This window comes from Arcanobacterium ihumii (assembly GCF_900604515.1).
Classification (GTDB): Bacteria; Actinomycetota; Actinomycetes; order Actinomycetales; family Actinomycetaceae; genus Arcanobacterium_A; species Arcanobacterium_A ihumii.
Map to the genome: position 1 here is coordinate 53,360 of NZ_UWOS01000002.1, position 14,533 is coordinate 67,892.

14 protein-coding genes are annotated in these 14,533 nt (G+C 48.1%); 13 read left to right on the forward strand and 1 reads right to left on the reverse strand.

What is annotated here, in order from left to right; all coding sequences use genetic code 11:
• Window positions 1-4 precede the first annotated feature (4 nt).
• A complete protein-coding gene (locus tag EIH22_RS05335; RefSeq protein ID WP_124054790.1) occupies window positions 5-835 on the reverse strand; it encodes a RecB family exonuclease in 831 nt (276 codons plus the stop codon).
• 59 nt (window positions 836-894) lie between these two features.
• Here EIH22_RS05335 and EIH22_RS05340 point away from each other — a divergent pair, with 59 nt between their 5' ends.
• From EIH22_RS05340 to lgt, 13 genes are all read left to right on the forward strand, one after another.
• Window positions 895-2,031, forward strand: a complete 1,137-nt coding sequence (locus EIH22_RS05340; RefSeq protein WP_235001789.1) for a tRNA (adenine-N1)-methyltransferase — start codon at window positions 895-897, stop codon at window positions 2,029-2,031.
• Complete coding sequence (gene arc / locus EIH22_RS05345; RefSeq protein ID WP_124054792.1) at window positions 2,018-3,736, forward strand: proteasome ATPase; 1,719 nt, start codon at window positions 2,018-2,020, stop codon at window positions 3,734-3,736. The genes EIH22_RS05340 and arc overlap by 14 nt, the downstream gene beginning before the upstream one ends.
• Entirely contained in the window at window positions 3,736-5,325 is a 1,590-nt protein-coding gene (gene dop, locus EIH22_RS05350; protein ID WP_124054793.1) for a depupylase/deamidase Dop, read from the forward strand. The genes arc and dop overlap by 1 nt, the downstream gene beginning before the upstream one ends.
• 64 nt (window positions 5,326-5,389) lie before the next feature.
• Window positions 5,390-5,572 carry a ubiquitin-like protein Pup gene (locus EIH22_RS05355; protein WP_124054794.1) on the forward strand — a complete coding sequence of 61 codons (183 nt, stop codon included), beginning with the start codon at window positions 5,390-5,392 and terminating at the stop codon, window positions 5,570-5,572.
• Window positions 5,569-6,951, forward strand: a complete 1,383-nt coding sequence (gene pafA / locus EIH22_RS05360; RefSeq protein WP_124054795.1) for a Pup--protein ligase — start codon at window positions 5,569-5,571, stop codon at window positions 6,949-6,951. Before EIH22_RS05355 ends, pafA begins: the two co-directional genes overlap by 4 nt.
• On the forward strand, window positions 6,948-7,808 hold the full coding sequence (locus EIH22_RS05365) for an FKBP-type peptidyl-prolyl cis-trans isomerase (RefSeq protein ID WP_124054796.1): 861 nt from the start codon (window positions 6,948-6,950) through the stop codon (window positions 7,806-7,808). Before pafA ends, EIH22_RS05365 begins: the two co-directional genes overlap by 4 nt.
• 65 nt (window positions 7,809-7,873) lie before the next feature.
• Window positions 7,874-8,644: an imidazole glycerol phosphate synthase subunit HisF gene (gene hisF / locus EIH22_RS05370; RefSeq protein ID WP_124054797.1), complete on the forward strand. Its 771-nt coding sequence runs from the start codon at window positions 7,874-7,876 to the stop codon at window positions 8,642-8,644.
• On the forward strand, window positions 8,644-9,039 hold the full coding sequence (gene hisI, locus EIH22_RS05375) for a phosphoribosyl-AMP cyclohydrolase (RefSeq protein ID WP_124054798.1): 396 nt from the start codon (window positions 8,644-8,646) through the stop codon (window positions 9,037-9,039). The genes hisF and hisI overlap by 1 nt, the downstream gene beginning before the upstream one ends.
• A gap of 16 nt (window positions 9,040-9,055) precedes the next feature.
• Entirely contained in the window at window positions 9,056-10,591 is a 1,536-nt protein-coding gene (locus EIH22_RS05380; RefSeq protein ID WP_200829190.1) for a chorismate-binding protein, read from the forward strand.
• Window positions 10,592-10,672: 81 nt separating this feature from the next.
• On the forward strand, window positions 10,673-11,491 hold the full coding sequence (gene trpC, locus EIH22_RS05385) for an indole-3-glycerol phosphate synthase TrpC (protein ID WP_124054800.1): 819 nt from the start codon (window positions 10,673-10,675) through the stop codon (window positions 11,489-11,491).
• An 8-nt stretch (window positions 11,492-11,499) separates the two neighbouring features.
• Window positions 11,500-12,735 carry a tryptophan synthase subunit beta gene (trpB, locus tag EIH22_RS05390; RefSeq protein WP_124054801.1) on the forward strand — a complete coding sequence of 412 codons (1,236 nt, stop codon included), beginning with the start codon at window positions 11,500-11,502 and terminating at the stop codon, window positions 12,733-12,735.
• Window positions 12,735-13,544 (forward strand): tryptophan synthase subunit alpha, encoded by an 810-nt coding sequence (trpA, locus tag EIH22_RS05395; RefSeq protein ID WP_235001790.1) that lies wholly within the window; start codon window positions 12,735-12,737, stop codon window positions 13,542-13,544. The genes trpB and trpA overlap by 1 nt, the downstream gene beginning before the upstream one ends.
• Before the next feature lie 40 nt (window positions 13,545-13,584).
• On the forward strand, window positions 13,585-14,529 hold the full coding sequence (gene lgt / locus EIH22_RS05400; protein ID WP_124054803.1) for a prolipoprotein diacylglyceryl transferase: 945 nt from the start codon (window positions 13,585-13,587) through the stop codon (window positions 14,527-14,529).
• Window positions 14,530-14,533 lie beyond the last annotated feature (4 nt).

Sequence of the window (14,533 nt, forward strand, 5' to 3'; positions counted from 1 at the left end):
AATACTACTGGTCTCTGAATGCAGTTCGTAGCTTTTCGATGCCGCTTTCACTAATAGCTGGTGATTCACCGCCAAATGCTGGGCAGATATCTTTGAAGTGGCACCAACCGCACAAAGGACCTTGAACTGGTTCAAATTCTTTGGAATCCAACCGGGACGAAATTGCCGACCAAAGTTGCATGAGAGAAGCTTGCATGGTCGTTACGTCGTCCAGCGATGGATCATAGGTGAGGATTCTCCCGTCACCAAGGTAAATCAACTGAGTACGTTTCGGTAACTTATGCCGAGAGAAATAAAGTGCGGTGGTATAAAAACGCATTTGGAAGATAGCACTATCTTGATAGCGGGGCTGTGGTGATTTTCCGGTTTTATAGTCAACCACCCGGAGATCGCCATTAGGTGCTTCGTCAACACGGTCGATGATACCGCGAATCGCTAAGCCTTCTGGTAGGTAAGCATCGACAAAGCTTTCTCGCGCCAACGGGTCCAGAAATTTAGGGTTTTCCAAGGCGAAATAGTTAGAAATCAGCGGGCGCGCACTCTCTAACCACTGCTCGCATTCTTCGGTGCTAGAAAATAACTCAAGCACCTGAGGTTGTTTATCAATATGCTCATTCCACCTCTCCATCAACGTGCTCTGAGCATGGGAATCAGTTCGAGAGGCAGGGGGAACATCAAAAAGATGTTCAAGTACAGAATGCACAATCGTTCCTCGCAGAGCCTCTAGCGATGGAGGCTCAGGAATCGAATCGATAACCCGATACCTAAATTTCAAAGGGCACTGCTTAAAATCGCTCGCGCGTGAAGGCGAGATTGCTGCATGACGTGTGTTCATAGTCCTACCGTACCTTGTGGATCCTGCTAGTTTCGGTTGCTACCAGTATGATATTTGCTGTGAAAGAGAATCTTCATCCGCTAGGAGCAGAGCGTCGCCGTGGTCCCTTTAGAGCAGGCGAGCGCGTTCAATTGACCGATACCAAGGGTCGTAAGTACACAGTGATGCTTACAAACGAGGGATTTTTCCAATCCCAACGTGGCAGTTTTAGGCACACTGACCTCATTGGTCACGAAGAAGGAACAGTTCTTGAAACTCAATCAGGACATCGTCTCCAAGCGATGCGCCCACTCGTTAACGATTATGTTCTTTCGATGCCACGAGGAGCTACCGTCGTCTATCCGAAAGATGCCGGTCAAATCGTGCAACAGGCAGATGTATTTCCCGGTGCGCGCGTCGTTGAAGCTGGTCTTGGATCAGGCGCATTAGCGCTTTCTTTGCTGGCTGCAACTGGGATGAACGGGCACCTAACTTCGGTAGAACGGCGTCCAGAATTCGCGGAAATTGCCAAAGGTAATGTGCGGTCATGGTATGGCGAAGAAATGCCTCCATGGAGCGTGAAAATTGGCGATTTAGACGATGTCCTCTATTCCATGGATGAAGGCTCAATCGACCACGTCATCTTAGATATGCTCGCTCCTTGGGAAAATATCGATGCTGCTGCCTTCGCACTTCGTTCTGGTGGTGTTATTTTGGCTTATGTTGCAACGACGACGCAGATGTCGCGTTTCGTTGAAGAGCTGAGGGACTCGGGTGGATTTACCGAGCCAGAGTCTTCGGAAACCTTGATTCGTACATGGCATCTTGATGGATTGTCGGTGAGGCCTGACCACAGGATGGTTGCTCATACCGGATTCTTGGTGGTTGCACGACGGATCGGCCGGGAATCTACGCCACTTGTGCCTAAGCGTAGACCTGCTCCAGCTGCTCATTCTGAGCCACTTGTCTGGGAAGAAACTGAGCTTACAGAGCGTGCAATTTCGGAAAAGAAACTTCGAAAAGTTCGCCGCGATATTGCTCATCGAGCGGACGTTGAGAAATCCGGAGAGTCGGCTCAAGGTGCGCACCTCGAAGAAATTAATAAGAAGTTGGCAGCCGAGTCCGAAGCGCGTGCCCAGAAACGCTATGAAGAGCGACGACGTTTACGTGAACTGGAAAGGGCCAACGAAGGAAGTGATATAGATGGAGAAGAATGAAGCGGGAGAGATTTTCGGACTTCAAGAACTCGTCGGATCACTTGAGGAGAAAAATCTTCGGTTAGCTCGCGGACTTCAGGATGCTCGCAAACGGATCCAAGAGCTTTCGGAACAGCTTGAGAAACTTTCTCAACCTCCATCGTCGTATGCCACATTTATATCTGCTAATCACGTCAACCACACGGTAACTGCACTGGTGGGAAGCCGAAAGATGGTATTGAATACGGCATCTCATGTTGAACTTGGCCGAATCGAAGCGGGTCAAGAGTTGCTACTTAACGAACAAATGGTTGTAGTCGGGATTGCGGATTACTCTCGCACTGGAGACATCGTTACTGTTTCGCTTGTGCTTGGCGCGGATCGGGTACTTGTTGACGTACGCCAAGGTGAAGAACAAATCCTCTGGTTAGCTGGAAAACTTCGTAATGCAGATGTCAAAGTCGGAGATCTTCTATTAGCCGATTTACGTACAGGATTTGCTTTAGAAGCGGTAGAACGCCCCGACGTTGAGCACCTGCTCCTAGAGGAAATTCCGAACGTTGATTACTCTGCCATTGGAGGACTCGGACCACAGATCGAACAGATTCGTGATTCCGTCGAGTTGCCGTTTGAACAGCCCGAGCTCTACCGTGAATATGGTTTAACCCCACCAAAAGGCGTTTTGCTTTACGGTCCTCCAGGAAACGGCAAGACGCTTATTGCTAAGGCAGTTGCTACATCGCTCGCTCGCAAGCTGATTGATAGAAACGATAGTGGAAACAAGCAAGCCTACTTCCTCAACATCAAGGGACCTCAGCTCCTAGATAAGTACGTGGGAGAAACCGAGCGCCAAATTCGTGAGATCTTCTCTCGTGCCCGTGATCGAGCTGCTCACGGTATTCCGGTAGTGATTTTTTTCGATGAAATGGAAGCACTTTTCCGTACCCGTGGATCAGGTATTTCATCCGACGTCGAAACAACCGTGGTACCACAGCTTCTAGCTGAGATTGATGGCGTAGAAAAACTCAATAATGTAATCGTCATCGGCGCATCTAACCGAGAAGATATGATCGATCCCGCGATCCTGCGTCCAGGGCGCTTAGACGTAAAAATAAAGATCGAGCGTCCTACACCAGCTGGAGCAAAGGAGATTCTTCTTAAGTATTTGGTACCGGCGTTACCTCTTCGAAAAGATGAAATAGCCCAGTCAACGCCTCAAGAAGCCGTTGCACGGATGTCACAAGCTGCTGTTGATAGGCTTTTTACTCGAGATTCTCGCAATCGCTTCCTTGAACTTATCCACGTTGATGGAACAACCGAAACCATCTATATTGGAGACCTCGTATCAGGTTCGATGCTGGCTTCTATCGTTGACCGTGCAAAGAAAATCGCAATAAAGGATTTCTTAGCGAATGGAGAGCGAGGACTTGCCACCGCGCACATTATTGCAGCTGTGGAAGAAGAACTGCGTGAAAACGAAGATCTTTCCCAGGTCACAAACCCCGAAGAGTGGATTCGAATCAATGGGCAGGCGCGTGGTGTGAAGATTCAAGAAATTCGTTCGTTGACGAATACATACCGCACTACGCACAGGCCACTAGCGGAGATTCAGAATCCAAAAGCGGACCTGCTAAGTCCGTTTGCTGGTGATACCCGCCAGGATGGGGATCAGCCCGTAAACTTTAACGATCGTATTGATAACGCTATTCGTAAAGGACTAATCTGATGACTGTTCGCCGTAGTATTGGGCTTGAAACCGAGCTCGGAGTAATGGATGGAAGCAATCCAAATGCCAACCCAATCGTGCTTTCAGCCAACGTGGTTGACGAATACGGAAAACGAGGAATAGCATCTACGCCACAGGGTGCAGTGCGCTGGGATTACCACGGAGAAGACCCACTTAATGATGCACGCGGGCATCGATTAGATCGAGCTGCTGCCCATCCTTCGCAACTCACGGACGATCCTGAGCATTTGGCACCTTCTGCAGATGCCAATTTCTATGATGTACGGCGTCCATCTGAAGAAGAATTAGCACTTCCGCACGCTTCGAACGCTGTGCTAACTAATGGAGCGCGTCTGTACGTAGACCATGCTCACCCCGAGTACTCTGCTCCAGAAGTAATGAATCCTCGCGAAGCAGTTTTGTGGGATCGTGCTGGAGAATACATTGCACGTGAAGCAATGGACCTACTAAAGGAAAAAGGACACGACGTCGTCCTATATAAGAACAATGTTGATGGTAAGGGTGCAGCTTATGGCACCCACGAAAATTATTTAGTGAGCAGAGACGTTGATTTCAACGAAATCATTCGCTACCTGACTCCATTCTTCGTGACTCGACCAGTGATTTGTGGAGCTGGTCGAGTTGGACTTGGACCCCACTCAGAAAAACCTGGCTTCCAGATTTCACAACGTGCCGATTACGTAGAAAATGATATCGGTCTCGAGACCACATTTAACCGACCCATTATCAATACGCGCGACGAACCACATGCCGACTCCGCGAAATATCGGCGTCTTCATGTAATCGGTGGAGACGCGAATCAGTTCGACTATTCAAACCTGCTCAAAGTTGGAACTACTTCGCTTGTCTTGTGGCTACTTGAACAAGATGAGGTGCCTTTGGCCCTTGATTCTTTGGTCATGTATGAGCCAGTTGCTGCTACTTGGGAAATCTCCCACGATCCATCCCTTAAAATTGCAGTTGATATGCACGATGGAACTCGTAAAACTGCCTTAGAAATCCAGCAAATTTACTTGGATGTTATTCGTGAAGCGCTTGAGAGGCGCGGTGTAATTGATGATGATACCCGCGAAATCATCGAACAATGGCAGGACGTCATCGACGTCCTGAACCACGATATATTTGCGGCAGCTTCGCGTATCGAGTGGGTAGCTAAATATCAGATGCTTTCAAGCCTGCGCGAGCGTGGACATTTGAGCTGGGATGCCGATAAACTTCGTGCCCTTGACCTTCAATGGCATGATCTGCGTCAATCACGCTCAATTGTGCAAAAGATCGACGACGCTGGGCGGGTTACGCGGTTGTTTTCGCCTTCTGAAATTGAGTGGGCGGTTCGCCATGCACCTATTTCAACCCGTGCATATTTGCGAGGAGGATTGATTAGGAAATTCCCTGTTCATATTGCGTCGGCTGGATGGGACGGTATCACAGTAGACACTCCAGGACGCGATGCTCTACTCCGTATTCCTTTGATGTATCCAGAGAGAGCGACGAAAGAATTGGTTGGCGAGATGCTCGAAAACGCAACTTCGATCGAAGATTTCTTGGAGAAACTTGGTGCACTCTAGCACGATTCTAGTGTTCCATGAGCACGCGGACTAGACTATGAAGAAGTAAAGGTAAAGGGTGAAAATGTCTCAACAAGAACAAATGCAACCGCGTAAGCGCGAAGATATCCATACCGAAGAATCAGAGCTTTTGACGCCACAATCAACCGATTTTGACGTCGATTCTTTGCTTGACGATATCGATTCAATCCTAGAAACGAATGCAACATCTTTCGTACAAGGATTCGTGCAAAAGGGTGGACAGTGAATCGGAGAATTTTTGGCATTGAGACCGAATATGGTTTGATGTGTGCTTCCCTCAATGGGGGAACCCCACCGTTGGACCCCGAGGAATCAGCGCAACAGCTCTTCACTCCGGTTCTTGAGAAAAACCGGTCAACAAATACCTTTCTAGCAAACGGTGCTCGACTATACCTAGACGTTGGCGCGCATCCCGAATATGCAACTGCGGAATGCGATGAACTCAAGGATCTTATTACAAATGATCGGGCAGGCGACGCAACGTTCGCGCAAATGGCTATGGAATTGAATTCGGATTTGCAGCAAAAAGGTATCGAAGGACGAATTCACCTCTTCAAGAATAACGTTGACTCCGAGGGAAATTCTTTCGGGTGCCACGAAAACTATTTGGTGCGTCGTCGTCGTGACTACCGTGCCCGGATTGAATCGCTTGTACCATTTTTCGTGAGCCGCCAAATCTTGGTAGGAGCTGGATACATAGCAAGAACCGACGTAGGCTGTCACTTCGAAATTTCACAGCGCGCCAATCAGATGTGGGATGCGGTTTCGTCCGCCTCTACGCGATCACGACCAATGATTAATACGCGCGACGAACCGCATGGCGATGCCGAGCTCTATCGACGCATGCATGTGATCGTCGGAGATTCCAATATTTCTGACTCCACATCAGCGTTGAAAGTTGGAATGACGGAGGCAGTTCTTAACTGTCTGGAAGACGGCGTGCGTTTTAAAAACTTCGAGTTAGATAACCCTATTATAGCAATTCGCAAGGTTTCGCGAGATCTTAGCGGTAGCGCCGTCATCAACCTTGCTAGTGGAACAACAGCTTCCGCACTGGAGATCCAAACCTCAGTGTACGAACAAGTTATCGACCACTACCGTACAAATGGGTGGTTTGCAGATTTAGATCCAATCCGGCTCTATGTCTTTGACTTGTGGGAACGGGCTTTGAAAGGGCTTTCCAATCACAGTCTTGATAATCTCGCAACCGAGATCGATTGGATAGCTAAGAAGCGTCTATTGGATCGCTATCAAGACCGCCTTGGTGTTGGGCTAGATGATCCTCGAATTGCGCGCCTTGACCTCGCTTGGCATGACATTACCGACGCTGGTCTGCGCGCCTCTCTTGAGAAATCAGCAGGTTTGAAGAAGCTAGTTTCCGACGATGAGATCACTACAGCGATAAGCATTCCTCCGCAGACGACTCGAGCTAAACTGCGCGGAGACTTCGTCGCCGCTGCAATGGATGCTCATCGCGATTACATGGTGGACTGGATGAACTTGCGTCTAATTACGGCAGAAGGTTCACAAACGGTACTATTAAAGGATCCTTTTGTAAGTGTTGATGAGAGGGTTGATTCACTTATGGAAGAGCTTGAACGGTGATCATTCGAAAAAATCATCTAGTTATCGCTTTTCTCATTGCCCTCGTTTTAGGGATAATGACAGGGATTTTTCATGGGCATCGTTCCTCCTCTGATACTGCTTTCAAGATTTCCTCACACGGCGACGTCGGTGCACCAATTTCACTTTTAGTCACGGGTAGCGTAAAAGAAAGTGACAAAGGAATTAAGGAATTAGTTCAAGGCAAGGGAAGAGTGATAGAAGAAGGTAAACAGCTTCTCTATCAGGCATCGTCCTACACTTATGATTCGGACGAAAACCTAACCAATAATAATCACGATCAAGTTTTCGCCGGTACTGCTAGCACGAAGAGTTTAGGAAAGATCTCAGAAGCAATCATCGGAAAGACCGAAGGATCCCGAGTTGCTTATATCCACACGGACGAAAATCAATCCTCAGTGGAAATCGTGGTTGTGGATATTCTTCCAACGACGGTTCAGGGCCAATCCAAAGCATTTGATGGTGGAGTGCCGTTTCCGTCTATTTCCTACGATCCTAATAATCAGCCTGCACTTGCATCTATTGGGCAAGCCACAACAACTCTTTCGGTGAGCGAGCTGATCCCTGGCCACGGTGCCCAAGTTGGTAATACGGATGCGATATTTGCGAACTATATTTTAGTTGATGCATGGGGAAACGTCGTCGAAAATACCTGGCAATCACCACAACCCGCCTATATTGAAGTCAATAAGATTTTTTCGGGTCTACAAGCCGGAATAGTCGATCAGCGGGTTGGATCACGAATCGCGATAACCATTCCGTCCCAAGATGCGCAAGGTAATCGTGACCTCTATGCAATTATTGATATTCTTGCAATCACACAGAAAGCAGAAGATTAAACCAAAGATAAGTTTTCGATTAGCCTCTTAGAACGAGACGCTAATTAACTACCAAGGAGGCCGTTATGCCCGTTGCGATTCGAGTTATTCCATGTCTGGATGTTTCGCATGGGCGGGTTGTCAAAGGTGTTAATTTTGAAAACCTTCGCGATGCTGGTGATCCAGTTGAAATGGCTGCGTTATATGGTCATATGGGATGTGACGAGCTTACATTTTTGGATGTGTCCGCCTCAGTAGAAGGACGATCGGCATTGCTCGATGCGATCTCTGCCACAGCAGACCAAATTTTTATCCCACTTACAGTAGGTGGCGGTGTACGTGAAGTTTCGGATGTTGCGCAGCTACTTCAAGCGGGAGCAGATAAGGTGGGCATCAATACCGGAGCGGTAAGCAGACCGGACCTTATCGATGAAGTCGCAGACGAGTTTGGTAACCAGGTCATCACGTTGTCAGTTGATGCTCGTCGCGTGCAAGCTGGAAGGTTAACCCCATCGGGATATGAAGTAACCACCCATGGAGGCAAAAAGGGAACAGGAATTGATGCCCTCAATTGGGCAGTTAATGCGGTCGAACGGGGCGCAGGCGAAATCCTTTTGAATTCCATGGATGCAGATGGCACCACCGCGGGTTTCGATATTTCAATGATTAAAGATTTTAGGCGAGAGCTTTCCGTTCCGATCATTGCATCGGGAGGAGCAGGAAAAGTATCCGATTTCGTAGAAGCAGTACAAGCCGGCGCCGATGCCGTCCTAGCGGCTTCTGTATTCCACTATGGTGTTTTGACGATTGCGGATGTGAAGGCAGGTTTAAGTGCGGCGGGAATTGAGGTTCGTTGATGGAAAAGCATCACAATATTTCGGATACTGAGCTTGATCCCGATCTCAAAGAAAGACTTAAGTTCAATGATCAGGGATTGATTTTGGCTGTGATTCAAGACTTCATTAACAAAGATGTTTTGATGGTCGCTTGGATGGACGACGTCGCTCTAGCCAAGACACTCACAACCGGTCGGGTTTGGTTTTGGTCACGTTCGCGTCAAGAGTATTGGCGAAAAGGCGATACCTCTGGTCATATTCAGATAGTCCACCGAGTACAGGTCGATTGCGACGGCGATTCGCTTTTAGTTTTCGTTGAACAACGAGGTAGTGCTTGTCATACGGGAGAGCGCACCTGTTTCATTTCTGGAGGGGACCTCCCGATCGTAATCCCGCCAAAAATCGATGGCGTGTGAAAGGAGCGTAAATTTCATGACGTATGACTTGGCGTGGGGCGATATCTGGCCAGCTCGGGATATTTTTTGCAAGATGGCTACTACCCACAAGGTACTTCCGATTGTCAAAAAACTTCTTGTGGATGACACTTCTCCAATCGGTATCTATCGCCTTCTATCTAAATCATTACCAGGAACTTTTCTTCTTGAATCGGCGGAGCAAGATGGTCTAACATCACGTTGGTCATACGTGGGGGTACGGTCAAGCGCATCGTTGACTTCTAAAGATGGCAAAGCTCAATGGATTGGAGACGTACCTAAGGGTATTCTGAGATCTGGATCTACAATAGATCTCCTTGCATCTGTATTAGGCGTGCTCAAAACTGAGAGCTTTTCACACTTACCTCCTTTTACAGGAGGTCTTGTTGGCGCAATTGGCTGGGAAATAATTTCGGAATGGGAACCTTCTGTTAGAGCGCATGGGCGCAAAGATATCGATCTTCCAGACGTTTCGTTGAATCTGGTTGATGATCTAGTGGCTATTGACCATAAAGAAAACGCAGTGTGGTTGATAGCCAATACGATCAATCACATGGATGAGGTTGATCCAGATCTGCTCAACCAACGCTATGATGATGCCCTAATGAGGATCTCGCAGATGTCTGCCGGGCTAGTTGAGCCAGATACGCTCCATATTTCGGAAAGTGGAGTGCCACAAGAAGAATCGGTTACACATATCTTTCCGCAGGAAGATTTTGAAGATACGGTAGTTCGTTCTAAGAAGCACATCGTTGATGGCGATGTTTTCCAAGTCGTTATTTCTCAAAGACTCGATGTTGAGTGCCAGGCAGATCCGCTCGACGTATACCGTGTTTTGAGAACTATTAACCCAAGTCCATATATGTACTATCTGCAATTACACGATCCCGATCGTAACGAAGAATTCTCTGTAGTAGGGGCGTCTCCTGAGACCTTAGTGAAAGTAGTAGACCGCGATATCATGACTTTTCCGATTGCTGGCTCACGCCCGCGCGGAAAAAACTACAGTGATGATCAGAGACTTGCAGATGAGCTTGTGAAAGATCCGAAAGAACGCTCCGAACACATTATGCTAGTTGACTTAGCGAGAAACGACTTAGCAAAAGTCGCGATTCCAGGTTCAGTTAGTGTTGATGAGCTCATGGCGATTAAACGTTTTTCACACATCATGCACATAACTTCTACCGTTACTGCCAAACTTAGTGAATGTAAAACTGCGCTTGATTGTTTAATGGCGACGTTCCCTGCGGGTACACTTTCGGGTGCACCGAAACCTCGAGCTATCCAAATAATCGATGAATGTGAACCCGTACGGCGGGGATTTTATGGCGGCGTAGTTGGGTATTTCGATTTTAGTGGGAACGCCGATTTTGCCATTGCAATTCGCACTGCTGTGATTGAAGGAAAAACTGCCCACATTCAAGCTGGTGCGGGTATTGTGGCCGATTCTGATCCTTACACCGAGTATGTGGAAACTCGGAACAAGGGTGCTGCAGTGGTGAGAGCGGTAAACCTTGCGTCCTCTCTCAAATAAGTAATCGCTATTTCACAAGCTGGTCATCTGATGATTGCTAAGCGTGATTCGTTAGGATGGTGTTAGGCGAATGGAGGAAGAATGACTGTCCTAGATGAAATTATCGTAGGTGTTCGAATCGACCTTGCAGATCGTGAAGCGCGGATTCCACTCGATAAATTAAAAGAACGTGCGATGAAAACTCCTCCTGCTCTTAATGGGTATCGAGCACTGAAAACCGATGATCATCGAGCAGTTCGAATCATTTCAGAGATAAAGCGCAAGAGCCCATCGAAAGGTCATCTAGCAGATATCGTAAATCCAGAAGTACTTGCTAAGACGTATGAAGACGGGGGTGCTGCCGCGATTTCCGTTTTAACTGAACAGCGGAAATTTGGTGGTTCATTAGCGGATCTTGATGTGGTACGACGTAAAGTTGATGTCCCGATTTTGCGAAAAGATTTTATTGTGAGCCCATATCAAATTTGGGAAGCAAGGGCCCACGGGGCTGATATTGTCCTTCTAATTGTGGCTGCACTTGAACAAACAGTACTTGAGTCCTTTGTTGAGCGTGTTAAGTCATTGGGTATGACCGCGCTCGTGGAAACCCATAACCGTGAAGAAGCGGTCCGTGCGGTGGACGCCGGTGCCAGCGTAATCGGTGTTAATGCACGTAACCTTAAGACGCTCGAGGTTGATCTCGATACTTTTGATTCCGTCGTCGACGTCCTTCCACGTGAAATCGTACGAGTAGCAGAATCAGGCGTTCGCTCGCCACAAGATGTACTTAACTACGCGCGAAGCGGAGCAGATGCTGTACTTGTGGGCGAAGCACTTGTAACTGATGGAAACCCAGGTCAAGCTATTCGGGACATGGTAGCTATTGGCGAACACCCTTCTCTTACCGCAATGCAACGTTAAGGAAAACAATGGAAAAGTTATCTGAAATTCAGGGTCCATACTTTGGCGAATTCGGCGGAAGGTTTATTCCTGAAGCCCTGATGAAAGCCCTAGAGGACTTGGAACAAGGGTGGCAAAAGTTAAAGGTGGATCCCGGATTCGTTGCCGAACTTGATTCTTTGCAAAGAACGTATTCAGGCAGACCATCAATCATCACCGAAGTTCCCCGTTTTGCACAATACTGCGGTGACGCTCGCGTTATTCTCAAGCGTGAAGATCTCAATCACACAGGATCACACAAGATCAACAATGTGCTTGGACAAGCTTTGCTAACACGCAGTCTAGGAAAGAAACGCGTTATTGCCGAAACTGGCGCTGGTCAACACGGGGTAGCTACTGCGACGGCGGCTGCTTTACTTGGGCTGGAATGCACAATTTATATGGGAGCGGTTGATGCTGAACGTCAAGCTCTGAATGTTGCGAGAATGGAACTCCTGGGGGCAACTGTAGTTGCAGTTGAGCATGGATCACGCACGTTGAAAGACGCCATCAACGAAGCTTTTCGTGATTGGGTGACGAACGTTGATTCGACGAACTACATCTTCGGAACTGCCGCAGGTCCGCATCCTTTCCCTGCTCTCGTTCGCGATTTGCAGAAGATTATTGGCGAAGAAGCGCGCGCACAGGTATTGGAACTTACCGGTGAACTCCCTGATGCCGTTATCGCCTGCGTTGGCGGTGGCTCAAACGCGATAGGTATCTTCAATCGATTCCTAGACGATGACGGAGTTGCCTTGATTGGTTGTGAAGCCGCAGGTGATGGCATTAACACCGATCGGCATGCTTCTTCGATTTCCGGTGGAAGTCTGGGTGTCTTGCACGGTGCTAAAACTTTTGTGCTCCAAGACGAGGATGGCCAAACCATCGAATCTCACTCTATTTCTGCCGGTCTTGATTACCCCGGTGTTGGACCGGAACATGCGTGGCTTGCGCAGACTGGCAGAGCATCATATGTCCCAATTTCGGATGCCGAAGCGATGGAAGCATTCCATCTTCTGTGTAAGACGGAGGGAATCATTCCGGCGATCGAATCGGCGCACGCTTTGGCTGGTGCAATGAAGTACGGCCGCGAAGAAAAACTTAAGCGTGAACAGAGCACAGGAAAGAAAACTCCGCCGGTTATTTTAGTTTCGCTATCTGGTCGAGGCGATAAAGATGTTGAAACCGCGGCGCGTTACTTTGGAATTATGAAAGAAGGTCGATGATGGCGATTCGTACAGGCGAAACTATTGATGCCGCTTTGGCCAATGGGCGCCCGGCATTTATTGGCTATCTTCCAGTAGGATTTCCCACGGTTGATCGTTCGATTGAAGCGGCTAAGCAAATCGTTGCTTCCGGCGTCGACGTTGTGGAACTCGGATTCCCATACACTGATCCAACTATGGATGGATCAGTTATCCAACATGCTGCTCAGCAAGCGTTGGATAACGGCGTAAAGCGTGGTGACATTTTCCGCGCTGTAGAAAAAGTATCGGACTCTGGTGCCGCCGTCGTAGTAATGACTTATTACAACCTTGTATTTAAATACGGAGTTGATAACTTTGCGCGCGATCTAGCTCAAGCTGGGGGAGCTGGTTTGATTATCCCAGACCTTATTCCAGAAGAAGCCACAGATTGGATGGAAGTTTCGGATTCTTATAACCTTGATAGGATCTTCCTAGTTGCGCCTTTATCAACGGATGAACGAATCCGCCTAACTGCGGAGGCAAGTAGGGGATTTGTATATGCTGCTTCACGAATGGGAGTCACCGGTGTACAGAGTTCAGTAGGGAGTGACGCTGAAAACTTAGTGGAACGTGCGCGGAAGCAGGGAGCTCGGCGAGTCGCCGTCGGAATAGGAGTTTCCACTCCAGACCAGGCGAAAGAAGTTGGAAGATTTGCTGACGGTGTGATCGTAGGTTCGGCACTTGTCAAAGCACTCGAAGGCGATGATTACATAGAGTCATTAGATCGGCTCTCAAAGGTTACGTCTGACATCTTTAGCGGAGTGGAACAAGCGCGCCACGTCGCTTAACGCTAAGATAGACGGAGTTGTTCAAAAATAAGGAGCAAAATTGTTTGCCTCAATTCCTTCTCCGCCTGAATCAGTTTGGTATCTGGGCCCACTTCCGATTCGTGCCTACGCATTCGCAATCATTACAGGAATCATTGTTGCTGTTTATATTCTTGACCGTAGGTATACGAAGAAGGGCGGCCCCAAGGATACCTCTGTAGACGTGGCTGTATGGGCGGTCATCTTCGGTATCGTTGGTGCTCGCATCTACCATATTTTTACGACGCCGGCACCTTACTTCGGGGAAAACGGCGATCTTTCCAAAATTTTTCGTGTTTGGGAAGGTGGCCTTGGAATCTGGGGCGCGGTAGCCGCAGGTGGTTTAGGTATTTATATCGCCTTACATAGACGCGGCCTGAGGTTTGCTCCTTTCGCCGATTCGATTGCACCGGGAATTCTGATTGCTCAAGCGATTGGACGACTGGGCAACTGGTTTAATCAAGAGCTTTACGGTAGACCGACAGACCTTCCGTGGGCTTTAGAGATTTCGCCGGAGCACATTGTGGGTGGATACCCACCAGGAACAACGTTTCATCCAACTTTCCTTTATGAATCGCTGTGGTGCCTTGCGATGGCGGTACTTCTGATTTATTTAGAGAAGCGATTCTTGTTGCGTGGAGGGCAAGCAATTGTTTGCTACATGTTGCTCTACACCCTCGGTCGAGTTTGGATTGAAAACCTTCGAATTGACGAGGCAGAGATCGTAGCAGGACTGCGTTTAAACGTTTGGACATCCATCTTGGTGTTTATCGGTGCAGTTATTGCTTTTGTTATTGTTACTCGAAACCTTAGAAAAAACCCGGCAGTAGACGATATCTATTTGCCGAAGAAAGAAATCGATCAAAATCAGAGCCTTCGAATCGACAAAGCTGGCACAGTTTCAAGTGCCGAAACTCAAACTAATCTTAGCGAGGACGGCGAAGAATCCCAGCTTTCGTCGAAGTAGCGAT

What these genes read in the sequence shown, in the direction of transcription:
- trpA (WP_235001790.1), top strand. Translation starts at nt 12,735, where the DNA reads ATGGCGATTCGTACAGGCGAAACTATTGATGCCGCTTTGGCCAATGGG.
- arc (WP_124054792.1), top strand. Translation starts at nt 2,018, where the DNA reads ATGGAGAAGAATGAAGCGGGAGAGATTTTCGGACTTCAAGAACTCGTC.
- hisF (WP_124054797.1), top strand. Translation starts at nt 7,874, where the DNA reads ATGCCCGTTGCGATTCGAGTTATTCCATGTCTGGATGTTTCGCATGGG.
- hisI (WP_124054798.1), top strand. Translation starts at nt 8,644, where the DNA reads ATGGAAAAGCATCACAATATTTCGGATACTGAGCTTGATCCCGATCTC.
- trpB (WP_124054801.1), top strand. Translation starts at nt 11,500, where the DNA reads ATGGAAAAGTTATCTGAAATTCAGGGTCCATACTTTGGCGAATTCGGC.
- EIH22_RS05380 (WP_200829190.1), top strand. Translation starts at nt 9,056, where the DNA reads ATGACGTATGACTTGGCGTGGGGCGATATCTGGCCAGCTCGGGATATT.
- trpC (WP_124054800.1), top strand. Translation starts at nt 10,673, where the DNA reads ATGACTGTCCTAGATGAAATTATCGTAGGTGTTCGAATCGACCTTGCA.
- EIH22_RS05335 (WP_124054790.1), bottom strand. Translation starts at nt 835, where the DNA reads ATGAACACACGTCATGCAGCAATCTCGCCTTCACGCGCGAGCGATTTT.
- dop (WP_124054793.1), top strand. Translation starts at nt 3,736, where the DNA reads ATGACTGTTCGCCGTAGTATTGGGCTTGAAACCGAGCTCGGAGTAATG.
- EIH22_RS05355 (WP_124054794.1), top strand. Translation starts at nt 5,390, where the DNA reads ATGTCTCAACAAGAACAAATGCAACCGCGTAAGCGCGAAGATATCCAT.